The sequence below is a fragment of the Pyrococcus horikoshii OT3 genome, assembly GCF_000011105.1.
In the GTDB taxonomy this organism is placed as follows: Archaea; Methanobacteriota_B; Thermococci; order Thermococcales; family Thermococcaceae; genus Pyrococcus; species Pyrococcus horikoshii.
The window spans coordinates 183,411-206,459 of record NC_000961.1 but is presented as its reverse complement, the minus strand read 5'-3'; the positions used below and the strand labels follow the sequence as shown (position 1 = coordinate 206,459).

20 protein-coding genes, 1 tRNA gene and 2 rRNA genes are annotated in these 23,049 nt (G+C 46.5%); 8 read left to right on the top strand and 15 right to left on the bottom strand.

All coding sequences use genetic code 11. The annotated features are described in order from the left end of the window. Nucleotides 1–28: 28 nt before the first annotated feature. On the bottom strand, nucleotides 29–940 hold the full coding sequence (locus PH_RS01050) for a phosphate signaling complex PhoU family protein (protein WP_010884334.1): 912 nt from the start codon (nucleotides 938–940) through the stop codon (nucleotides 29–31). Nucleotides 941–1,035: 95 nt separating this feature from the next. Here PH_RS01050 and PH_RS01045 point away from each other — a divergent pair, with 95 nt between their 5' ends. Continuing rightward, complete coding sequence (locus PH_RS01045) at nucleotides 1,036–2,193, top strand: MFS transporter (RefSeq protein ID WP_010884333.1); 1,158 nt, start codon at nucleotides 1,036–1,038, stop codon at nucleotides 2,191–2,193. Here PH_RS01045 and PH_RS01040 read toward each other — a convergent pair. Genes PH_RS01040 through PH_RS01030 form a run of 3 tightly spaced genes read right to left on the bottom strand, consistent with a single transcriptional unit; the run spans nucleotide 2,190 to nucleotide 4,881 of the window. After that, the gene (locus PH_RS01040) at nucleotides 2,190–2,774 is read right to left on the bottom strand and encodes an indolepyruvate oxidoreductase subunit beta (RefSeq protein WP_048053062.1); all 585 of its coding nucleotides are present in this window, start codon (nucleotides 2,772–2,774) and stop codon (nucleotides 2,190–2,192) included. The two genes, PH_RS01045 and PH_RS01040, sit on opposite strands and share 4 nt — an antisense overlap. A 12-nt stretch (nucleotides 2,775–2,786) precedes the next feature. Beyond that, entirely contained in the window at nucleotides 2,787–3,938 is a 1,152-nt protein-coding gene (locus tag PH_RS01035) for a DUF1464 family protein (RefSeq protein ID WP_010884331.1), read from the bottom strand. Further along, nucleotides 3,931–4,881: a beta-ribofuranosylaminobenzene 5'-phosphate synthase family protein gene (locus PH_RS01030; RefSeq protein ID WP_010884330.1), complete on the bottom strand. Its 951-nt coding sequence runs from the start codon at nucleotides 4,879–4,881 to the stop codon at nucleotides 3,931–3,933. The genes PH_RS01035 and PH_RS01030 overlap by 8 nt, the downstream gene beginning before the upstream one ends. 61 nt (nucleotides 4,882–4,942) lie before the next feature. On the opposite strand from PH_RS01030, the gene PH_RS01025 reads away from it, so the two are divergent. Continuing rightward, the gene (locus PH_RS01025) at nucleotides 4,943–5,626 is read left to right on the top strand and encodes a class I SAM-dependent methyltransferase (protein ID WP_010884329.1); all 684 of its coding nucleotides are present in this window, start codon (nucleotides 4,943–4,945) and stop codon (nucleotides 5,624–5,626) included. Here the strand turns inward: PH_RS01025 and PH_RS01020 are convergent. Both PH_RS01020 and lysS read right to left on the bottom strand, forming a co-directional pair. Then, nucleotides 5,597–6,502 carry a hypothetical protein gene (locus PH_RS01020; protein WP_010884328.1) on the bottom strand — a complete coding sequence of 302 codons (906 nt, stop codon included), beginning with the start codon at nucleotides 6,500–6,502 and terminating at the stop codon, nucleotides 5,597–5,599. The genes PH_RS01025 and PH_RS01020 overlap by 30 nt on opposite strands. 3 nt (nucleotides 6,503–6,505) lie before the next feature. Next, the gene (gene lysS, locus PH_RS01015) at nucleotides 6,506–8,077 is read right to left on the bottom strand and encodes a lysine--tRNA ligase (protein WP_010884327.1); all 1,572 of its coding nucleotides are present in this window, start codon (nucleotides 8,075–8,077) and stop codon (nucleotides 6,506–6,508) included. 231 nt (nucleotides 8,078–8,308) lie between these two features. On the opposite strand from lysS, the gene PH_RS10070 reads away from it, so the two are divergent. Continuing rightward, a complete protein-coding gene (locus tag PH_RS10070) occupies nucleotides 8,309–8,482 on the top strand; it encodes a hypothetical protein (protein WP_010884326.1) in 174 nt (57 codons plus the stop codon). A gap of 65 nt (nucleotides 8,483–8,547) precedes the next feature. Here PH_RS10070 and PH_RS01005 read toward each other — a convergent pair whose 3' ends face one another. The 6 genes from PH_RS01005 to PH_RS00980 form a co-directional block, all read right to left on the bottom strand. Further along, the gene (locus PH_RS01005; RefSeq protein ID WP_048053061.1) at nucleotides 8,548–9,111 is read right to left on the bottom strand and encodes a DUF366 family protein; all 564 of its coding nucleotides are present in this window, start codon (nucleotides 9,109–9,111) and stop codon (nucleotides 8,548–8,550) included. Between the two features lie 5 nt (nucleotides 9,112–9,116). Further along, nucleotides 9,117–10,586 carry a DUF2139 domain-containing protein gene (locus PH_RS01000; protein WP_010884324.1) on the bottom strand — a complete coding sequence of 490 codons (1,470 nt, stop codon included), beginning with the start codon at nucleotides 10,584–10,586 and terminating at the stop codon, nucleotides 9,117–9,119. A gap of 95 nt (nucleotides 10,587–10,681) precedes the next feature. Beyond that, a 23S ribosomal RNA gene (locus PH_RS00995) occupies nucleotides 10,682–13,731 on the bottom strand. 121 nt (nucleotides 13,732–13,852) lie between these two features. Then, nucleotides 13,853–13,930, bottom strand: a tRNA-Ala gene (locus PH_RS00990). Between the two features lie 58 nt (nucleotides 13,931–13,988). Next, nucleotides 13,989–15,485, bottom strand: a 16S ribosomal RNA gene (locus PH_RS00985). Together the 16S and 23S rRNA genes with 1 tRNA gene alongside form the textbook arrangement of a ribosomal RNA operon. Nucleotides 15,486–15,820: 335 nt before the next feature. Beyond that, nucleotides 15,821–16,711, bottom strand: coding sequence for an LEA type 2 family protein (locus tag PH_RS00980; protein ID WP_010884323.1), 891 nt, complete (start codon nucleotides 16,709–16,711; stop codon nucleotides 15,821–15,823). 62 nt (nucleotides 16,712–16,773) lie between these two features. Between PH_RS00980 and PH_RS00975 the strand changes: the two genes are divergently transcribed. Further along, the gene (locus PH_RS00975; RefSeq protein WP_010884322.1) at nucleotides 16,774–17,382 is read left to right on the top strand and encodes a MarC family protein; all 609 of its coding nucleotides are present in this window, start codon (nucleotides 16,774–16,776) and stop codon (nucleotides 17,380–17,382) included. On the opposite strand, the gene PH_RS00970 is transcribed toward PH_RS00975, so the two are convergent. Together PH_RS00970 and PH_RS00965 are read right to left on the bottom strand one after the other, a co-directional pair. After that, the gene (locus tag PH_RS00970; protein ID WP_010884321.1) at nucleotides 17,369–17,884 is read right to left on the bottom strand and encodes a metal-dependent hydrolase; all 516 of its coding nucleotides are present in this window, start codon (nucleotides 17,882–17,884) and stop codon (nucleotides 17,369–17,371) included. The genes PH_RS00975 and PH_RS00970 overlap by 14 nt on opposite strands. Then, the gene (locus tag PH_RS00965; protein ID WP_010884320.1) at nucleotides 17,881–19,068 is read right to left on the bottom strand and encodes an ATP-binding protein; all 1,188 of its coding nucleotides are present in this window, start codon (nucleotides 19,066–19,068) and stop codon (nucleotides 17,881–17,883) included. The genes PH_RS00970 and PH_RS00965 overlap by 4 nt, the downstream gene beginning before the upstream one ends. Nucleotides 19,069–19,141: 73 nt before the next feature. On the opposite strand from PH_RS00965, the gene speE reads away from it, so the two are divergent. Next, nucleotides 19,142–19,975, top strand: a complete 834-nt coding sequence (gene speE / locus PH_RS00960; protein WP_048053060.1) for a polyamine aminopropyltransferase — start codon at nucleotides 19,142–19,144, stop codon at nucleotides 19,973–19,975. On the opposite strand, the gene PH_RS00955 is transcribed toward speE, so the two are convergent. Next, nucleotides 19,963–21,297, bottom strand: a complete 1,335-nt coding sequence (locus tag PH_RS00955; protein ID WP_010884318.1) for a DEAD/DEAH box helicase — start codon at nucleotides 21,295–21,297, stop codon at nucleotides 19,963–19,965. The genes speE and PH_RS00955 overlap by 13 nt on opposite strands. 103 nt (nucleotides 21,298–21,400) lie before the next feature. Between PH_RS00955 and PH_RS00950 the strand changes: the two genes are divergently transcribed. From PH_RS00950 to PH_RS00940, 3 genes are read left to right on the top strand one after another with little or no spacing between them, the layout of a single operon-like run. Continuing rightward, nucleotides 21,401–21,613, top strand: a complete 213-nt coding sequence (locus tag PH_RS00950) for a PRC-barrel domain-containing protein (protein WP_010884317.1) — start codon at nucleotides 21,401–21,403, stop codon at nucleotides 21,611–21,613. Continuing rightward, on the top strand, nucleotides 21,610–22,005 hold the full coding sequence (locus tag PH_RS00945; RefSeq protein ID WP_010884316.1) for a UPF0146 family protein: 396 nt from the start codon (nucleotides 21,610–21,612) through the stop codon (nucleotides 22,003–22,005). Before PH_RS00950 ends, PH_RS00945 begins: the two co-directional genes overlap by 4 nt. After that, a complete protein-coding gene (locus PH_RS00940; RefSeq protein WP_048053059.1) occupies nucleotides 22,002–22,967 on the top strand; it encodes a ribose 1,5-bisphosphate isomerase in 966 nt (321 codons plus the stop codon). The genes PH_RS00945 and PH_RS00940 overlap by 4 nt, the downstream gene beginning before the upstream one ends. Nucleotides 22,968–23,049: the final 82 nt, after the last annotated feature.

Genomic DNA, 23,049 nt, shown 5'->3' with positions numbered 1-23,049 from the left:
TCGAAAGGTTAAAAGAATTATGGAAACGTTAGCCTATCGCCATATTTATTATTACCTCACCAATGTTCTCAAGGTATTCCAATATTCTCCTGTAACTGTCCATGGCTATGGACTTTTTATAATCGGTAGCCTTGGCTTCTTTGGAGAGCTCAAGCATGAGCTTGTCTACCTTATCAAGATCCCTAACATCTACCTGATTAAGCATCTCAGAGAACTTTGTTTTCAAATACTCAACGTTTATTTTGTCCGGGTTCTCAGCTATCCTAATTATGTGATCTCCAATCCTCTCAACATTCCTGGCGATTAAAAGGATTCCCATGAGATCAAATGGCCTCTTAACAAGGCCACTTTCCTCGCTCACATCCTTCTTTGAAAGTAGTCTATTAACGGCCCTTATTATTAGGAAGTAGAACCTATCCAGCTCATTTTCTAAATCATTTATATCCCTTAAAACCTCCCCATCTTGACCTCTAATTATGAAATCTAGATCCCCAAACATCGACAATACGATGGCTTTCATCCTCCTCAAAAGCTCAAGCAAATTTATCTCTCCCTCATCCAAAAGACTCTTTGCCACGATCCTGTGTTGCTCATCCAAAACAATTTCAACCCCAGGAAGACTCTGCAATATCTTCCTAATTGAAATCTTATACAGAGGCATCTCATCTTCAAGGACTATCTCCAGGGTATCATATCCCCTTATGTAAGCTGAGATTACAAGCCTTATTGCCATTTCTGGAGAGTATTTCTTCTGTATCTTTAAGATCTTGGTTTTTGGGCGTTCTTTGTGCTTCCCAGGAAAGATAGTTATACTCCCGTCTGGATTTATCACCATAGAAATTATATCTCCCTGCTTTAAACCCTGCTCTTTTACCCACTTTTTAGGTAATGAAACTATATAGGAACTTCTTCCAGTAAATTGTATCTTCCTAAACTCCATATTAAATCACCAGATCATATAGAGGAGAACAGTAAATAATAATTTTTAAGTCCGATTAGATAATCTTATAAACGCTATGATATCGATAATCAAACATGGAAAAAGATGCAAAGGTACTCGTCATAGCCACGGCTGTCGGTCAACTTTTTCTCCAGTTCTCATGGTTCATAATGCCTTTCTACTTAAAGGCGTTGGGATATGACATGAACAAGATGGGTATCCTATTCTCCACTCAAACATTAATAGGGGGTATTTCGTTTCTTTTAGCTGGTCAACTTTCACTAAAGTTTGGATATAAGAAGACACTAATTCTAGCAGCGGGAATGGGAGCCCTTGGAAGGATCTTTCAAGTATTAGCCTATAATTTTGAGATGTTACTCCTTGGCTTTTTCCTAGTTGGGGTAAACATGGGCCTTAGGGATCCCAATTATTCGGCCCTCCTAAGTGAGAAAGTTAAAAATGAAGAGGAGAGGCACAGAATATTCTCATATTCCTTTGGATTAGGAACCCTAATGAACGCTCTTGGAGTTTTAGTTGCAGGATATCTTCCTGGGCATTTGGTTAGTTTAGGGTATTCGGAAAGATTAGCATATAAATTGGTTATAGCTTTAGCACTAATACAATTTGCAATAGTCTTTCCAGCCCTCATTGTAATTAAAGATGTTCCCGTTACAACTTCCAAAATTAAGTGGAGAAAGGAGTTAATCATTAAGATTCTAAAATTTTCCCTGCCAAGTGCTTTGATAGGGCTCGGAGCGGGAATAACTATTCCCTACATGAGTATATATTTCAATTTAAGATTTGGACGGGATATAAGAGAGATAAGTTGGGTATTCTTCAGTCAGGAAGTCGTTATGGGGCTCGGATCATTCATCCTACCAGCTCTAATTAATAGGCTTGGTCCCGTTAAAGTTATCACGTACTTCCAGGGGAGTGCTGCCTTTCTCTTCCTAATCTTCCCCTCATTACCAACATTTGCTATAGCTTCATTCGTTTACATCATAAGATCGATCCTCATGAACATAGTCTGGCCCGTTAATGACTCCTTTATGATGGGCTTCTTCTCAACGGAGGAAAAAGCAACTGCTGCAGGAATTAGAAGGGCATTTTCCACTTTTATGCGAGGACTTGGGAACTACATAGGCGGAGCGCTCTTTGCAATTTCCCTGGCCTATCCATTTTATACAACGGCCATCTTTTATATTATAGCAACAACCATGTTCTACGCATTCTTCATAAAATATAATCATTAAAGGGAAGCGAGCTCAACTCCCCTTTCAAAGGCCCTAAAGTTAATATCCCAGAGCTTTTCTCTCAATGTTAGTTTTATACCCTCAATAATGCTTTCCTTCTTCAATGGTAACAATCCCTTTCTCCAAGCAAATCCCGTCATTAGAACCCCTAGTGTTCTAGGATTTATTTTGTCAGCTTCCTCCTGGAAATTCCTCATTTCAACCCTGCATATCTTTCCTATGGCCTCCTTTATCTCTTCTAGATCAGGGTACCTTTCCTTTCCAACTAATGTAGTCGCTGTATGGATTGGATAAGCGTTTATTATCGCATAGCTCTTCCTGCTTAGAAATCTAGCATTTCTCAAAGCTTCTACGGGCTCCAAGGCCAGCATTAAATCAGCTTTTCCTTCCTCAATTAGGGGAGAGTAAACTTCTTCTCCAAACCTTAAATAGCTGAGAACGCTACCATAACGCTGACTCATACCCAAAGTTTCTCCGATCCTTACCCTGTAACCTTCAATCATTGCGGCATTTCCAATTATCCTAGAAAGTGTTAATCCTCCCTGTCCTCCAACTCCAGCAATTATTAAGTTGAACTCCAATTTCACCCACCCCTAAATTTCAAGCTTTTCAAAAACCTTAAGCCTATCCCTATCACTCAGGTGAACCCAGTCAAATATCTTACCGGAGCTCTCCCTCAACTTTAAGACCTCTATAAGTTCCCTATAAATACCGCCAGCAATTGCATTAGCTAGTATTGCTCCTCCTTCAGCAGCTTCTTTAGCCTTTGCCCTACTTTCTAGCTTTCTAACTTCAATACTAAAACCGTACATGGAGAAAGCTTCCTCCAAAGATTCCTTAACATCCTTAAAGAACTCTGGTATCCTCGAAAATCTTCCGCTTAGATATATAGCATCAGGAATAACCGAAGGTAGTAGTGAGAAAACATCCTTAACTATTCCCTCTATCATTGCATTGTATCCTTTGGCCACATTTTCATCTTCCTTAGCAAGCTTTACAAACTCCTCAGGGGAGACTTCAAAAGGATCTATTCCACCTATATAAGCTGCTCCTCCCTCAAAAAGCTTGAGCTTGCTAAAGTCCTCAAGGGCATTCGCTAGGGCATAGGCTAATTCAGAATCCATAAATCCCATGCCGAGATAACCTGTAAAGCCAGCTGTTCCGGCCATTGCATCCACTATTTGACCGTTTTTAACGGCCATAGCTGAAGTGTATGCAAACCCTATTTCAACAGCTATGAGGTTTACCTTATCATAAGGTATTCCCTCCCTCTCTGAATGCCTTACAATTGAGAGAACCACCGTAAATACCTTGTCTGATGTACCTAAATCTATTTTATTCGCCTTCCTCCACTCTGGAACAGTTGGAAGGTGTATCACGCCCGGAGTGAAGTAGATGTTCAAATCCTTTGCCTCTCTCATGAGAACCATGAGCTCCCTAAGACCAACGATCTTAAGCCTCCTCTCAACATCGGCCTTAGTTATAAAAGTTGCAAGGGCTATTTCCTCATTGGTTGCTTCTCTAGCTGGCTTTAAAGGAATCCCATAACCCGAGGGTCCAACTATCGCATCTATAGTTCCATGCTCCCTTTGTACTTCCCTCAAAATGTCGACTATTATCCTGGGATTCTTAGTTACCTCATTTCTGTCGACTGCTACATCAACTATAACTTCTCCCGTCTCGTCATCAAAACCGAATATATCCATACTTTTAGTTCCGGAATCAATGCCAATCGCTTTAACCATCTAAAATCACCGCCCCTGTATTATTAGCTTTAGTTATGAAGACTTCACCACTATCTCCATTTTCTTCAAACAACTTTTTTATCTTATCCCTTACAATCTCGGCCTTGTGCCTATCATCGACGAGCCCGTAAAATGTGGGACCCCAACTGCTCTGACAGGCACAGTATGCATCTTCCAACATGACTTTAATTCCCTCACTAACCAACTCACAGCAATATATACTCTCCTGGTAGTCGCTCCAGAATTTACCTAACAGGTTATTAAATTGATAAAGCCCCTCTCCAAAAGCCTTTATATCCCTTTCAACAAAAGCTGGAAGTATTTTCATTAAGACTATTCTCGATAATCTATCAGCCAGTTCAGGTGGCATTTTCTTTAAGTTCGTCAATATCTCATCTTCAACCCTTCTAACTTCTTCCAAATCTTTTCTAGGGGTTTCAGGTATTGCCACAACGAAAAACCAATTTTCAGGGATATTTTCTCTAAATATTAATGGAGGAACAACTTTTTCTCTTTTATTTACAGGAAATCCTCCTTCAACTATAAATCCGCCAAGTTTAACAGCATAAAAACCCAAAGCCGTTATTAACCCTCTTCTCACTGTTAACGCTATATCTTCAAGACTTAAACCTAGATTGTAAATCCTATTAATCCCTAGACCAAGGGTTAAAGCTAAAGTCGTATGAAAGCCGAGCCCTACCCATTTCGGGATGTAATGTTTAATTTCAATTTTAACAGGAGGAAATTCATACTTCTCCCTTAATCTCTCCAAGAACCTTAATGCATCTTTATCGTTAGCTTTATCTTTCTCCGAGGTTTCGATTTCAACCTCCAAGTACGGATATTCAATGGCAAATCCCAAAGTTCCAAAGAGCCTACCCATATCCCCACTTAAGTCTGGGTTTCCAGCATGGAGGTGAGCTGGAGCGATTATCCTCACCATTCAACCACCGTGTTAAGGTGTCCTCTAAATATTTAAAATTGTTCAGGATTAAGCTATAAACATGGGTTTTAAAGAATACTATAGGGTATTTCCCACATATACAGATATAAACTCCCAAGAGTATAGGAGTAGGATAGAAACTCTAGAGCCCCTGCTAATGAAGTACATGAAAAAGAGGGGGAAAGTGCTCGACCTTGCCTGTGGAGTTGGAGGTTTCTCTTTTCTCCTGGAGGATTACGGATTCGAAGTCGTTGGAGTGGATATAAGCGAAGATATGATAAGAAAAGCAAGGGAATATGCAAAGTCAAGAGAATCAAATGTAGAGTTCATCGTTGGAGATGCTAGAAAGTTATCCTTTGAGGACAAGACCTTTGATTATGTAATATTTATTGACAGCATAGTTCACTTCGAACCTCTAGAGCTTAACCAAGTATTTAAGGAAGTTAGGAGGGTATTAAAGCCCAGTGGAAAATTTATAATGTACTTTACAGATCTCAGGGAACTACTTCCTAGGCTTAAAGAAAGTTTAGTAGTTGGTCAGAAATACTGGATAAGTAAGGTAATTCCAGATCAAGAGGAAAGAACAGTTGTTATAGAATTTAAGAGCGAGCAGGACAGCTTTAGAGTGAGATTTAACGTATGGGGAAAAACAGGAGTCGAGTTACTGGCAAAGCTATATTTCACTAAGGAAGCGGAGGAAAAAGTTGGGAATTATTCATATCTCACCGTTTATAATCCTAAATAAAATATCTTTATGATTTCCAAAAGCCTCAACCATCTTTATAGATGAAGCGAGGGTTAGGAACTTATTTATATTTTCCAAGATTGTCTCCGTTATCGGGACATCTAAAGGCCTCGGTTCATAGTAGTCAACCCCCTTTAAAAGAGAAGTTGCAAAATACCAGAGTATCTTCTTTACCTTCCTTCCTGTTACCGGTGAAAAACCGGCCCCTAAGCAATTAAACGCCGCATGAAGAACAACTATAAGCTTAATCTTTACCCCATTTTTCATGAGTTTCTTCCTTTTATTAGAAGCTATGACCTTTATCCTGTATCCGCTCTTAGTTTCATCATCATAAGGAACTTCAACCCCATATATCTCCTCTATCTTGGGGTCATAGACTAAAACATCAGTACCTCCAACAACGTAGAGCCCATCTTTCCTGGGCTTAATCACGGTATTTTCAGTACTTAGGATTGTAAATCCCTCTGTAAGGGCTAGGGTTGAGATCGTGCTCTTTCCACTGTGAGGATAACCGAGGAACAGTACCCCATAGTTTCCGAGAGATATTGAAACAGAATCCGTAATGAACAACTTCCCAATCTTAGCTCCAGCTCTTGCAACTGCTTGAAGTAGGAAAAATATTGGAGATTCATTAACATAAGCTGAAGGAACAGGGGATTCTATCTTGTATTTATCAATAGTGTTACCTTCATCGTATGAGACGGCGAAGACTCTAAAGGTATCACCTTTAAACCTCTCAACTATAATATGAGGCTCCGCTTCGGTAAAAGAGACATCAGGAAGGTACCTCCTTGAGAATACAGTAAGAAAAGCATCTTCAAAACCGTCATCTAACTCTCCCTTAAACGAGACGTTAACTCCCGCGGCACTCAGCATAAGCTATCCCTCAAGTCTAAGTCGTTTAATAACGAAACTCCTATCAAGAGATGCCAGGAAACTGGCCAATCTCGGTCCCCTTTCCTTTCCAATAAATAATCTGTAGAGCGTCGAAAACCACTCCCTACTGGATATCCCCCTCCTCTTGGCAACTTCGAATAGAATGTTATTAAACTCTTCAACGCTAAATTCCTCATGATTCTCAAGCCACTCAGCAACCTCATTCATGGCCTCCCTAACATCTTCACTTACCTCAACTTCTGGAGGTTTCTCAAGTATTGAGAATTTAACATCCTCAGGGGCATACTTTTTAACCCAATTCCTAGCAAGGTTTATCCTAAGTTTAACCCTCTCAACGTCCTCCTTGGATAGATCCCTGGGAATATGTCCCTGTTTGATTAGAACATTTATTATGTCTTCTTCGGTTAAATGCGGTAACTGAACCAACACCGCTAGGAACCTAAAAGGAGCTTGAGCGACTAATCTCTCAGGCTTCTTAGGCATTGAAAGCTCGTAAGTCCTCCTTAATTCTTCATCATCACCTTTACCACCCTCAACCCCGAAGTATATTCTCTCAACTTTATCGAACTCATCGTAGAGGTTTAGAATGCCAAGACCTAGATCTATCTTTATCTCCTTGTTTGGCCTATGCCGAGCGTAGATAAATCTAACGAGACCTGGCTCAAGAACCTCATACAGATCGCTGAGTAAAATAACATTTCCCTTACTACCACTCATCTTCCCCTTCTGCCCCTTAATTCCAACAAACTCATACATTAAAGATAACGGAGCTTCCTTTCCATAAACTTCCTTTATAATCTCCTTTCCCGTATCGTAGCTTGAACCAGCCACAAGATGATCCTTTCCAGCAGGTTCGAAGTCAACGCCAAAGTGAGACCAACGCATGGGCCAATCAACACGCCACCTCAGTTTCACGTTCCCACTCCTTATATCAACCCATCCCTCGTGACCTTCGGGGCACTTATACTTAACCTTCCAGCCCCCATCCCATTCAATGATCTCTGCTTCCCTCCTATGCTCAGGGCAGTAAACCATTGCGGGCCACCAGTTCTCTGGAAGGGGAGGTTGTTTCGCAATTTCCCTATACTTGTTTAGTATCTCCATTATCTTATCCCTTTTCTCAAAGGCTAACCTTATCTCCTCAGAATATTCCCCTCTCTTGTAGAGTTCACTCGCATAAAGAAAGTCAACTTCGATCCCTAATTTTTCTACCTCCTCCTCGAACTTTCTCATGAAGTGTTCAGCATAACTCTCATGGCATCCCCAGGGATCAGGAACTTCACTAATGGGCATTCCCAGGTAATCTTTCCATTCCTGGGGAACGTTCCTTGGAACCTTCCTAAATCTATCATAATCATCCCACATGTGGATGTGCCTAACCTCATACCCCTTATCCCTTAGGGCATGGCCCACAATATAAGCTGTAAAAAGCTCCCTAAAGTTCCCAACGTGAACGTAACCACTTGGCGTTATTCCACTCTCAACAACGTACTTCTCCTTCTCCCCCCTCTCTCTAATTATTTTATCAGCAATATAATCGGCCCAATGAACCATATAATCACCAAATTTCGAATTGATATTATGTTTTTAAGTATTTAGGAAAAGTAATTTATTACGCCACTGCAGCATGTAATAATTGCGTTGGCATTTATTTTAGTCGCAATAATAAATACCAAGGTACTTGGAGAGGATTTGGCCTGGGATTATACTTTTCAATTGTTCCAGCAATCTTAATGCTCTATGAAGGATTGATAGACAAAAGAATATTTTTCATTCTTTGCAGCATTGTTTGGAGGAGCACAGCTAGTATTACACCTAAAAGAGAAAGAGTTAAGGTGGTTCCAAATAAAAGATAATTATGGTGAGGTATTCTTTGCTTTTTCGGCCTCGATAACAACGCTCCTTATCCTCGGATTCTTAGGATTTAAAACATACTTTGCGATAATTGCAGGATACTAACCCTAAGTGAGTATCAAAAATCCATAGAGGATAACATTGCCGTTCCAGTAGTGGGAACCTTAATATTACGTTACCCATCTAACCTTTAAGGAGTCTTTCCTAACCTTTTCAATTTCCTCCACTAAGGCTTTTGCACTCCTCTCCATAAACTCAGTGGGATCTATACCTAACTCCTCTAGCCCAATAGCATCAACCCCAGGAGGAACGCCAACCGTTTTCACGTTCAATCCTATGTGGATCTTAATACTAACAGGCGAGACAGTGGCTATTGATATGCTCAACTTTCTTCCGTTTACATAAATATCATCACCCCTTCTACTAGCCTCGATCCCATAATTCCAAAGCAATTCAACGAGCCTAGCTATGAGGAGCTTCTGAAGGGAAGAAGCCAACAATATATCTGGGTGCCAAAAAAGTTCAAGAATGTAATGCACCATATCATCCCCTTTTATCTCCTTCCTAAGCCTAAGATCTTCTATGTCAACCATTTCCTCGACCTTAACGTTGCACTTGCCCCTAAACACGACCAATGAATCACCTAGTATTCCAAAGTTCCTATATGCCCAATGACTTCTTATTGCAGATCCATCATAGTCAATTCTCCTCTCCTTGATAATGAGCAACTCCATTGAATTCACCTCAACTCTATAATAGCCTTCCCTGATTTGTCCTCTTCCTTAACTTTAAATGAAACGATCCCTGAGAATGAAGAGAGATCTATAACGTTTCTTCCCCTTCTTATTTCGAATTCATCGTAATCAGCATTTTCTAAGGGTAAGGCTAGGTCATATTCATAAACCCTTAGCTTATTTTCTTTAGAGGCCTTTAAGATAAGCCTCGGTTCCCTATAACCTTCAAGCGGTATTCCTCCAAAAGTGTCTCCCCCGGCCTCAAAGACAGGGCCTAAAGGAACTGAAAATCTAACTGGAGGTGAGGTCCTCAAAATTTCATCCTGGGAGAGTACTACTATTCCTCTTTGACCTGTATCAAAAGGTGTAGCATCCAGGGCCCCAGTATTTGGAGTGTTACTCGTTGCCACAAGGATCTTATCCTTAACCTGCTCCAGAGATGTAATTCTAGCTCCGAACACACCGACTATTCTAACGCTCGGAGGGGTAATATAGACCAGGACGCTGGGACCTACTATTGTGTTCGTGAATTTATGGTAAATCATTTCCTCCTCGCTCCTGGGCTTATAATAGGCATCATGGTGAGAGTTGAAACCTATCAAAACACCTCCTCCAAAGGGTAGTGCATTCACCCTAAATGGAGCATAAAACGTGTAAAAGTCAAAAAGCCTAACGAACTTAAATTCTTCCCCATTGTAGGGATTACCCACGAAGATTCCACCTCTGACGAAGGCAAAAGCCCTGTTATTTATAGAGGCCATTGCACCCAAATGAGGAGCCAAATATCTTTCCCCATCAAGGCTTTCACCAAGCCCAAACGCATCCCACTTCTCGCTCACCATATCTAGAGCATGGATCTCTCTTAGCCCTTGGGTATAATTCTTTCCAACCCCAAAGAAGGCAACGTCATGAACTTGAGTACCCTTAGGGCTAGGTTTATCACTTAATCTTCTAATACCTCCCCTCCTCCTATCCAGGGAGTAAACTCCAAGATTCTCATGGCCATCTTCTCTAGCGAGAAGTAGCTCATCCGTATAGGGATTATAAAGGATCTCGCTCACCTCACCACACCACTTTTCAGGATGATGAATTGATTCTTTCCAAACCAACCTTACCCTTCCGGTTAAGGTGTCATATTCGTGAACGTGAGAGTACTTGTTTGAGAAATCAATTGTAGCTTGGCCACTTTCCTTTCCCCTGAATTTTGCTGGAGCATGAACCCAACCTCCAAAGTAAATGAACTCGTCGACAACCTCTACGGCATTGTAGGTGTCCCCTCCAGACGTCGGTCTCGGTCCCACGAGTTGGAACTCATAAACATCATGAGAATCGTTGGTAATGAAATGGGCTTCACCTTCAAATGCCAAGGTAAAGTATAGGGTTTCGTTGTGGTACCTTAAACCAAAAATTCCCCCACTTCCCCATTCTGGACCGTACCTTGGAGGAAAACGATGAAGCTTCTCAAGAATTCCCATGTTACCACCAGGTAAAATCTCAAGAACAGAATATTTAATGGTTTCGAGGGCCGTGCATAGGCGGGTGGCCTGTCAAGTGCCTGGCCCCTCCTTCGGGGGACAGGACCTCGGGCGATTGGGAGCGGCAGACTAAGCGGGTCGGTTGACCCTTCCCGCTTACATCCCCGCCCCATCAACCGGGTCTTCTACCCGAGCCCTCGTCCCTGGCTACGGGCCGGTCACCCAGGCCCAAATGCCAGGGAACGGCCGCCTATTTTCGGGGGCCGCTTCGGCCTTAGATGCCTTCAGGCCTTATCGGCTGCGGCGTAGCTGCCCGGCTATGCCCGGGAGGACAACCGGTAGACCAGAGGCCGCGGCGCCCTGTTCCTCTCGTACTAAGGGCACCTTCCCCTCAGGCGGCCAACACCCCCGGTAGATAGCATCCGACCTGTCTCACGACGGTCTAAACCCAGCTCACGTTCCCCTTTAATGGGTGAACACCCCCACCCTTGGCCCCTGCTGCAGGGCCAGGATGGGGAGAGCCGACAGCGAGGTAGCAAGCCTCGGGGTCGATATGGGCTCTCGCCCGAGACGACTCTGTTATCCCCAGGGTAGCTTTTCTGTCATCCCTGGCCCCCACCGGGGAGGCACAGGGGTTCGCTAGGCCACCCTTTCGGGGCTGGACCCGCCTCTGTTACGGGTCCAGTCAGGCCGGCTTTTGCCCTTGCACTCTACGGCGGATTCCTGACCCGCCTGAGCCGACCTTAGGGCGCCCCCGATACCTTTTCGGGGGCGTGCCGCCCCAGCCAAACTGCCCACCTACCGCTGTCCCCCCTTTCGGGGGTTAGCCACGCGGCGAGGAGTGGGCGGTGTCTCATGGACGGCTCCACCCGACCCGGAGGCCGGGCTTCGACGCCTCCCGCCTACGCTGCGCACCCCTCGCCGCGTGGCAACGGCAGGCTGCAGTAAAGCTCCATGGGGTCTTCGCTTCCCACCGGGGGTCCCTGGCATGCGCGCCAGGCAGAGGTTTCGCCGGGCCCCGGCCGGGGACAGCGGGGACCTCGTTACGCCATTCATGCAGGTCGGCATTTAACCGACAAGGAATTTCGCTACCTTAAGAGGGTTATAGTTACCCCCGCCGTTTACCGGTGCTTCACCCGGTTGTACCCGGGCTTCACATACCGGCACTGGGCAGGCGTCGGCCCCAGTACAAACCCTTTCGGGCTAGCTGGGACCTGTGTTTTTATTAAACAGTCGGGCCCCCCTAGTCACTGCGACCTGCGGGTTACGCACCCGCAGGCACCCCTTCTCCCGAAGTTACGGGGCCAGTTTGCCGAGTTCCCTCGGCCGGGTTTCCCCCGACACGCCTTAGGCTTCTCACCCAGGGGCACCTGTGTCGGTTCTCGGTACGGTCGCGGGGGATCGGAATTCCCGGAGGGCTTTTCACGGGCCCCAGGGATCGGCGGAACCCCCCTAACGGGGGGCCATTCGCGCTTTCACCCGGTTCTCGCCATTACGGCACTCCCCGGGCTTATACGCTTAGCCGGCCTCATCGGCCGGTCCGCCTACCCCGAGGCGTCACCCTCCGGGCTTGCGTTGCCGCACCTACCCCCGCGGTACGGGAATATAAACCCGTTTCCCTTTCCCCCGCGCCGAGTTACGGGCGGGGTTAGGACCGACTAACCCACGGCTGACGACCATTGCCGTGGAACCCTGGCCCCTCCGGCGGTCGGGATTCTCACCCGACTACGCTGCTACTCCCGGCAGGATCCGCGATACCGGCGGCTCCACCGGACCTTACGGCCCGGCTTCTACGCCACCGGCACGCCCGCCTACCCGATCACGGACCAATCGGTCCGTGCGCCGGGGTCTCGGCGGCCGGCTTGAGCCCCGTCCATTTTCGGGGCCCCGGACCTCGACGGGTGAGCTGTTACGCACTCTTTAAAGGATGGCTGCTTCTAAGCCTACCTCCCCGCTGTCTAAGGCCCGGGACACCCTTTGGAGTAACACTTAGCCGGCACTTTGGGGCCTTAACCCCGGTCTGGGTTGTTCCCCTCTCGGTGGACGGCTTACACCGCCACCCTACTCCCCCCATCTACGGCGGCGGTGGGTTCGGAGTTTGACAGGAGGCCGGGGGCTTTCGCCCCCTGCACCTCCAATCAGTGCTCTACCCCACCGCCTACCTCCGGGGAGGCCATCCTGCGGGATGATTCGGCGGGAACCAGCTATCTCCGGCCTCGATTGGCCTTTCACCCCTAGCCCGGGGTCACGGGAGCGAACTGCACATCAGCACCCCTAGCGGGCCTCCATCCCTCTGTTGAGGGACTTCACCCTGCCCCGGGCTAGATCGACCGGTTTCGGGTCTCGCGGCCGTGACTCCGGGCGCTTTCGCACCCCGCCCCTCACCGGGCATAAGCCCGGCTGCGGGCATGTCGGTTTCCCTGCGGCTACGGGGCTTAACCCCCTTAACCTCGCCACGGCCGCGAACTCCCTGCCCCGTGTTTCAAGACGGACGGTGCAACCCCGGTCCCCTCCCCTCGTACTCCCGCGTCGCCGCGGTTTCCTTCGGGGAGGCTCATTCCTTTCGGGCCGCACCCTCCTATCGCCGCCCGGTTTCAGGCTCTTTTCACCCCCCTCCCGGGGTGCTTTTCAGCTTTCCCTCACGGTACTAGTTCGCTATCGGTCTCGGGACGTATTTAGGGTTGGGAGCCGATGCCTCCCAGCTTCCCGCCGGATATCCAACCGACGGTACTCAGGGTCCCCCGAGACCCTGCGGGCTTACGCCTACGGGGCTATCACCCTCTCCGGCGCCGCGTTCCAGCGGACTTCGGCTTCACCCGCGAGGGTCTCATACGGGGGCCCTACAACCCCACATCCCCCGAACCTCGTCGGTCCGGGGTTCAGTTTGCCCTCTGCCGTTTTCGGTCGCCCCTACTCACGGCATCGCTTTTGCTTTCTTTTCCTGCGGGTACTAAGATGTTTCAATTCCCCGCGTTCCCCCTCCGGGGATAAACCCCGGAGTGCGGCATAAGCCGCGGGAGGTCCCATTCGGGAATCCCCGGTTCGACGGCTGCCTGCGCCTCGCCGGGGCTTATCGCAGCTTGCCACGCCCTTCGTCGGCGCCCCGAGCCGAGCCATCCACCGGGCGGCTTAGAGTCCTGACCCCCTACCGGAGGGGCCAGGCACTTCTTGGGCCACCCGCCTATGCACGGCCCTCATCGTCGCCCCCTATTCGGGGGCCTTGGGCCCTTCCGTCCCGAGCTGGGCTCGGGACGTGCATCTCTTCGTGGTGGACCGGCCGGGATTTGAACCCGGGGCCTCCGCCTTGCAAGGGCGGCGCTCATACCAGGCTGAGCTACCGGCCCACCAACAAAAGGGCAGGCCCGGCACCCCTTTAGTCCCCCGGACGGGGTTTCCGGCGATAGGAGGTGATCGAGCCGTAGGTTCCCCTACGGCTACCTTGTTACGACTTCTCCCCCCTCACGGAGCCTAGGCTCGACCCGACCTCCCGAAGGAGATCGGGCCTCACCTAGGCCCCGCTCGGGTGGAGTGACGGGCGGTGTGTGCAAGGAGCAGGGACGTATTCGCCGCGCGATGATGACGCGCGGGTACTAGGGATTCCAGCTTCACGCGGGCGAGTTGCAGCCCGCGATCCGAACTGAGGGCGGGTTTAGGGGATTACCTCCCCCTTTCGGGGTCGGCACCCATTGTCCCGCCCATTGTAGCGCGCGTGTAGCCCGGGGGTTTCGGGGCATACTGACCTACCGTCGCCCGCCCCTTCCTCCGGCTTATCGCCGGCAGTCCCCCCAGAGTGCCTCCCTCCCGAGCGGGAGGGACTGGCAACTGGGGGCGCGGGTCTCGCTCGTTACCACACTTAAGTGGACGCCTCACGGTACGAGCTGACGGCGGCCATGCACCTCCTCTCGGCGCGTCCGGCAAGACCTTCAGCCTGGCCTTCATCCTGCCGTCGCCCCCGGTGAGGTTCCCGGCGTTGAATCCAATTAAACCGCACGCTCCACCCCTTGTAGTGCTCCCCCGCCAATTCCTTTAAGTTTCAGCCTTGCGGCCGTACTCCCCAGGCGGCGGGCTTAACGGCTTCCCTACGGCACCGGGCGAGCTCGAAGCTCGCCCGACACCTAGCCCGCATCCTTTACAGCCAGGACTACCCGGGTATCTAATCCGGTTCGCTCCCCTGGCCTTCGGCCCTCACCGTCGGACCCGTTCCAGCCGGGCGCCTTCGCCACTGGCGGTCCCCCCGGGATTATAGGATTTCACCCCTACCCCGGGGGTACCCCCGGCCTCTCCCGGTCCCAAGGCCCGCAGTATCCCCAGCGAGCCCCACGGTTGAGCCGTGGGATTTCGCCAGGGACTTACGGGCCCGGCTACGGCCGCTTTAGGCCCAATAATAGTGGCCACCACTCGGGCCGCCGGTATTACCGCGGCGGCTGCCACCGGCCTTGCCCAGCCCTTATTCCCGGAGCTTTTTACACTCCGGAAAAGCCGTGCCAGAGGCACGGCACTGGGGGTCCCCCCGTCGCGGTTTCCCGCATTGCGGAGGTTTCGCGCCTGCTGCGCCCCGTAGGGCCTGGACCCGTGTCTCAGTGTCCATCTCCGGGCTCCCGCTCTCACGGCCCGTACCGATCTTCGGCTTGGTGGGCCGTTACCCCACCAACTACCTAATCGGCCGCCGGCCCATCCTCGGGCGGAGCCTTACGGCTCCCTTTCGGCCTGGGGACCTTCCAGTACCCCAGGCCTATGGGGGATTAGCCCCAGTTTCCCGGGGTTATCCCCCTCCCGAGGGTAGGTTACCGACGTGTTACTGAGCCGTCCGCCGGTGGCGTCCCAGAAGGGACGCCCCCTTGACTCGCATGGCTTAGTCGGACCCCCATAGCAGTGGCCTCCGGCAGGATCAACCGGAATTAAGGGAGTACGGCCGGTGGAACTCCCCACGCGGGGGAGTACCAAATTCCCCGTCCGGGGGTTTGACCGGGGTGCCGGGCCTGCCTTACTCCCGAGGGGTCCCCCACTCGGGGTTTTCCTCGGGAGCGCATTCCCTATACCCAGGGGAGGAGGGCGGGGTTCATTCCGGGGGCTTTGCCCCCAATCCCCCCGACGCCGCCGTCTTGACCCCTGGGCTTTACCCCCTTATTCGGGGGCTCCACCCTATAGACAATCATCCCCTATAATGAAAAATTTTTGCACACCTTAATGATTTGCCAAAAATTTGTTAAAATATCCCCCGAGATTGTTTGAGATTAACCAAATTTAATGCTACCAAGGATATCAGTTTCAAACGTCGTTTCAATATCCTTTATTGGAATCTCATATTCAACCCCACCAACCTTCACTACTAGATTTATATCGGCCCTTATAGTGCTTCTCTCTCCATTAGTGATGTGGGTTTTGAAGGCTTCCTTGAAGTTATCTACGTCAAGCACCAGCTTAACCTTAACTTCCCCCCTGGAATTCGGCTGAAGGACTGTTCCCTTCAGGATAACGCCCTTTCCAATGTTCACGCTATTCATGTAAAGGTCAGCACTAAGACCCGTAACGGGTATTGGAAATGAATTCGGATTATACAATTTCAACCACCCAATAATTTCAATGCTATCATTAGAGACCCTACCCCATTTTGCATCCATACCCTCTATTCCTGGGGTCTTAAGGGGTATTCCACCTATGCTGTATATCTTTGGCTCAACCCTCAAATTCTTCAGGTAACTTAGAAGATCCGTTTGAAAGTTTACATCCCTAGAGTACTCAACTGGGATTACATCGAACAACTCCAACTTTGCATACACGCTAACGGTGCTTTCTTCCTTCTCTTTAATGTGATTTATTAAAGCTGTAGTCAGGTTATCGAGGTTTATTATAGAGTCTATTGTGACCTTTCTCGAAAATATAGCTATGTTAGCCCTTTTAGTTTCCCCAATCTTAACTCCCGCAAGCTTTACTTTTATCGTTTCCAAGAGTATTGGAGCTGGAGAGGGATTGCTAAGGTCAACATTTAGCAAGAGCTCTATGTTGTCCCCTTTAACAGCCCCCCACTCACCTGAGATTTCCGGATGAAAGTTTAAGATAAAATAAGCTGAGTATACTATCCAGGAAAGGAAGATTATAGTAATTATCGCCCCAACCTTTCCCATGATATCACCTTAAAATAAATTGTAGAGTGAAGCTTATAAGTCATTAGCCCCTGAAGGAATGCATGCTCAAAGAGATCCTTAGCTCGGCCCTATTGATGCTCATAATGATAGATCCGAGTGACAAGATCCTCCTTGTAAGCCTGCTTAGAGAGGATTTCCATATAGAGGACGTAAAAAGTCTAATTATAAGGGCAAACTTAATCGGATTTATCCTTTTACTCCTTTTTGCGGTCGCTGGGAAGATAATACTTCAGGATATATTTCACATAGAGTTAGATGCCCTTAGAGTAGCTGGCGGATTTGTGTTATTTAAAATTGGATTGGAAGCCCTAGAAGGGGGAGGAATGGTAACAATAAAGAGGGAGAAGAATATACTAGCCCTGGCCGCAGTTCCCGTAGCCACGCCATTAATTGCAGGGCCAGCGGCAATAACTGCAGCAATAACGCTAACGGCCGAGCATGGGATAATAGTCTCTATAGTCGGGACGCTAATTGCCATAGCAATAACGGCCGCGCTAATGATGATAGCCCTATACTTAATGAGGGGGATAAGCAAAACGGCACTCAGCGTTACGATAAGAATTATAGGGTTGTTCATCATGGCCATAGGAGCTCAAATGATGATCACAGGGGCTGGAGGTATAGTGTTAAACCTTATTAAAGGAGCTTGACGCTTTTATCGGCAATTAGATGCAAAAGATATCCCATAAATGAAGCAAAACCTACCAAATATGCTTCCCCATTTGAGAGCGACGTCCCATACTTAACAGCGAAAAATACAACGATTCCATAGATTACTGCAAACAATACGGAATGAATTATTCCCCTGTGCCTGGGCATCATGGCCGAAAATAGGAACCAACCAATCAATGCAAACGCTCCCCCCACGATCCACGAGACCACTAGGGCGTATTTTACATTCAAATAAGGGTACACCTTAACGGCAACTATGCTCCCAAGGATTACTGAGAATATCGGCTTTATTCCTCTATGAATTAAGGAATCTGGATGATCAATATCTGGAAGATCGCTACCTAGGACATAAAATGCATATCCAAGGATTAGGGAGGGGAATGTCAGCTTTAATGGAAGATAATTTGAGAGGATATAAGCTAAAAGCACAAAGAGAGGGTAAGTCCCCAAACCTAGCAAGACGTGCTCCTCGTAGTTCATTCCCCCTTCTCCTCCAGGAACTTTCTAACGTAATCGGGAACCTTATAGTTCCCCCTGGGATCTCCCACTAGAAAGCCCAGGCTTACCAAGTGTTCTAATTTTTCATAAGCTTCCATTCCGGGGATCTTTAGTTCTTTGGCTATCTGAATGTAACTCACGGGGCCTCCTTCGAACTTCTCAACAATGACCTTCACGAGATCCTTGAAATCGCTGGGTATTCTAGCTATATATTCTTCCAAACTCTTAGGCTCTTCTAAGATCGTTGTAACAACGTATTCATTTATTGGATCGAATTTGTGCTTCACGGCCTCACTTAAAACGTAATTTAATAACCTAAGGATTTGTCTCGGATTACCCTTTCCTAATTCATGGATTAGTTTTATAGCATCCTCGGTAAATGGATACAGGGGATCCGCTGTATCCCTTATCCTAACTTTTGCAAGTCTCTTCTTTACTAGCTCTATAATTTCCTGATAGCTCATGGGCCTCAATTTGAATTCGTAATGCAACCTCATGAAGAAAGCAGGGAACTGGCTTGAATATTCCTCATAAGCTTCTGGGATGCTAGCAAATGCGAAGACACAGCCAGGGGGCATATTACTTATGAAGTGTCTCAGCATTTCAAAGAATAGTATCTTCTCCTTTTCAGTTGCACCTCTCATGTTCTCGAGTTCATCTAAAAGCAACGCCGAATACTGATATTTTGAAAGTTCCCTAGTCAGCATTTCCGCTATATCTCTGCTCTTATATTCATCCGTTGAAGATAGCATCTTTTCTAACCTTGTTATAAATCCTAACTTCCTCGAAAGGTTTTCCAAGAACACGTTCGTTCTATTCTTAGGTGGTCTTAAAGAGGCGAATATATCCCTCGTAATTTTCAATACATCGGTGGTATCAACTTTTATGTAGATAACCTTTCCACCTCTATCCTCTATCACCCTCGCAATGCTCTTGAGCCTTTGAGTCTTACCCATTCCAAGAGGGCCTACTATTGAAAGCGTTATTGAACTTCTATTTCCTATGACATCAGATATTAGGGATGAAATCCTCATATCAACCTCTTGATAAACATGAATCGACTCTATATCTTCAATTCCCTCACTCGCAAGTTCTATGAATGGGTTCCTGGATAGGCCATAAACTTCATATGAAGGAGAAGCGTAGATTCTCCGAGTACTTTCCATCGGTGCCCCTCCACTTTTATATTACGGCATTCTTATAAAACTTTTAATTATGGTATTGAATTAGGTGAGAGATATGGAGTTTATCGAGTGGTATCCTAGGGGATATGGTGTTGCGTTTAAGGTTAAAAGAAAGATCTTGGAAGAGCAATCTGAATATCAAAAAATTGAAGTTTACGAGACCGAAGGCTTTGGAAAGCTACTCGCCATCGATGGAACCGTTCAGTTAGTTACTGAGGGAGAAAAAAGCTATCATGAACCTTTAGTGCATCCCGCAATGTTAGCTCATCCAAACCCAAGGAGAGTTTTAATTATTGGTGGGGGAGATGGAGGGGCAATACGAGAGGTTCTGAAGCATGAAGAGGTAGAAGAAGTCATAATGGTAGAAATTGACAAGAAAGTCATTGAGATCTCCGCAAAGTACATAGGGATCGATGGAGGGATCCTAGAAAAGATGCTCTCAGATAAGCATGAGAAAGGTAAATTAATAATTGGGGATGGTGTTAAGTTCATAGAGGAAAACTCTGGATTCGACGTGATAATAGTTGATTCCACAGATCCAGTTGGGCCTGCAGAAATGCTCTTCAGCGAAGAGTTCTACAAAAACGCATACAGGGCCCTTAACGATCCAGGAATTTACGTAACCCAAGCGGGGAGTGTATACTTATTCACAGATGAATTTTTAACGGCGTACAGAAAAATGAGGAAGGTATTTGATAAAGTCTACTACTACTCATTCCCAGTAATAGGCTATGCTTCACCCTGGGCATTTTTGGTAGGGGTCAAGGGAAGTATTGACTTTATGAAAGTTGATGCAGAGAAGGGTAAGAAGTTAGGACTCGAATACTACGATCCAGACAAGCATGAAACCCTATTTCAAATGCCAAGGTATATAGTTCAAATGTTATAGTATTTCCCGTAATATTGCTTGAGCGCTTTCTGTCTTTCTATGAAATGCGTAAAGAGTAAAGGATCTGTATCCCTAACATCGACTATTACGGCCTCTCCTCCAGGCTTTGGCCTTAAGGCCCTACCTATTGTCTGAATTGTCATTACATCACTTTTTCCTCCTCCCGCTAAAATTATTGCAGATATCTCTGGAATGTCTACACCTTCCTTCAAAAGCGTTGAAACTAAAACTGGTATCTCCCCCTTCTTGTACTTTTCAAGTATTTCCCATCTATTAGGACTCTGAGAGCTCAAAAATTCAGCATTAATTCCCCTATCTCTAAGCATCTTCACGAGTATCTCCCCATGATCTATCCTCTTAACGTCGATTAGTACCCTATGACCCTGCTTAGCTAATTCTATAGCCTTTTCAACTATAGCCCTATTCCTTTCTTCATTTTCCATAACTGCTTCTTCATAAAGCTCCTTATACTTATCGGCAAGTGCCGGCATCTTAGAATCGTATTCTATAACTTCAAATTTTGGTTTAGCTAAGAAACCTTCCTTAATTAAATCCTCTGCTTTGACTTCATAAATTATTGGGCCAACGACACCCTCGATTTTCATCTCCTCTCCCCTTAATCTCCTCCAGGGAGTAGCCGATAGTCCGAACCTGTAAACTTGAGGTAAACTAATACCAACCTTGTAAAACTTTTCAGCCGCTGAAGTTCTATGACACTCGTCAAACATCACGATTGCATACTTGTTCTGGAGCTTATCTGTTCCTCGGGAAAGTAAAGTTTGAATCATTGCAACGGTTATGGGACCTTCGCTCCACTTGTTATCCCCTATAATCCCAGGTTCTACTCCTAAGATTTCTCGAACCTTATTAGCCCACTGATACAGCAATTCCTTCGTGTGTACAATTACAAGGGCACTCTTATTGATCTCATGAATAATTCTAAGCCCTACCACAGTTTTCCCGCTACCTACTGGTAGGGCAAGAACACCCATTTTCTCTTTTATTGCCAATTTAACGGCTTTTTTCTGGTACTTCCTCAGCTTATACTCCTCATTCCACTGAGAATTTAGAGGTTCCCCCTCAATTACCCTCTCATCTTTAACCCTAACCTTGTACCCTTTTGAATTAAGGTACTTTTTTACCCTGGGTAACAATCCAATAGGAAAGGTGTTCGTATATGGATCGTAGAGGCTCTCGGCCTTATCCCACCTTCCAAAATCCCTCCTAAATGATAATAAATTATATATTTGAAAATACACCTTAGGATCGGCCCTCTCAACCTTGACCTTCGCGCTACCCCTTGGGATCCTAAACACTACCATAATCTCACCACTACAAAGGGGCTATTTAAGGAGCCTTGCTTATAAAAATTTGCTACTAATACTTTTAAATTTACTAGTTCATAGTTAGGGAATGGTGAACTAAATGGTTATGGAATTATCAAAGATGTACGGGAAGCTGATATATAACACCAGGGGCAAGTACATTGGAAAAGTTGATGAAATTGTAATTGACATCAAGGAGGGCGAAGGAAAGGTTCTAATACTTGCACTACCAGGAGAAAGGGTTGGAGTTCCTTACGAAAAAGTTACAGCAGTTGGAGATATAATTTTAGTCCAAGCCCCAGAGAGGAAATGATCGAGGTTGCAGAGATAATAGCAAGGGAAATTAGAAGGGGAAAAATCGTCGAGATTGGAGTAGGCTTCTACTTAGAGGTTGCTAAAAGGCTAAGAGAATCAGGAATTGATATCCTCGTAGTAGATATCAATGAAAAAGCAATTAATTATGCAAGAAAGCAGGGAATCAAAGGAGTTGTTGATGATATCTTCAATCCAACCTTAGGGATATACAAGGATGCCAAGGCAATTTATTCAATAAGACCAGCACCCGAGATGATGAAACCCCTCCTCGATCTTGCAAGGAAACTAAAAATTCCACTTTACATAGTCCCACTTACTGGGGATAGGACTCCAAATGGAATGAAATTAATTAACTATAAAGGAATACCAATATATAAGTGGGAGCCATGATAGTTAAGGAAGTTTATGAGACTGCTGAAAAGATAAAGAGTATGGAGATAAGGGGGGCCGGAAGGATAGCTAGGGCCGCCGCACAAGCTCTAATGATACAAGCAGAAAAAAGCAAAGCTAAGGAGCCCGAAGAGTTATGGAACGAACTAAAGGTGGCCTCTAAAATCTTATACAATACAAGGCCAACCGCTGTTTCCTTACCAAACGCCTTAAGGTACGTGATGCACAGGGTAAAGGCTGCTTATTTAGGAGGTGCTGACCTAGAAACCCTAAGGTTCACAGCGATAAACTCTGCAAAGGAGTTCATATACAATTCAGAAAAAGCCATAGAAAGGATAGGAGAAATAGGGGCTAAGAGAATTGAGGATGGGGATATAATAATGACACATTGTCACAGCAAAGCCGCGATTAGTGTTATGAAAAAGGCATTTGAGCAAGGAAAGAACATTAAGGTCATCGTCACGGAAACGAGACCTAAGTGGCAGGGAAAGATTACGGCCAAAGAGCTAGCAAGTTATGGAATTCCAGTAATTTACATCGTTGATTCAGCTGCGAGGCACTATATGAAGATGACTGATAAGGTTGTTATGGGAGCTGATTCTATAACAGCTAATGGTGCTGTAATAAATAAGATAGGGACGTCATTAATAGCATTAACTGCTAAAGAACACCGGGTCTGGGTTATGATAGCGGCCGAGACTTATAAGTTCCATCCGGCGACGATGCTTGGTCAATTGGTTGAGATAGAAATGAGAGATCCTACCGAAGTTATACCGGAGGAAGAATTGAGGACATGGCCCAAGAATATAGAGGTTTGGAACCCCGCTTTTGATGTAACTCCACCAGAGTACATAGACGTTATCATAACGGAGAGGGGAATAATACCACCCTATGCAGCGATAGATATACTGAAGGAAGAATTTGGATGGGCATTAAAGTATAAAGAACCATGGGAAGATTAGATTTATATTTCCTTTCTTGAAATAATTTATGAAGCCCGGGGAGCACCGCCGAAGGCGGAGTCAATGAACTTGGGCGGGTTAT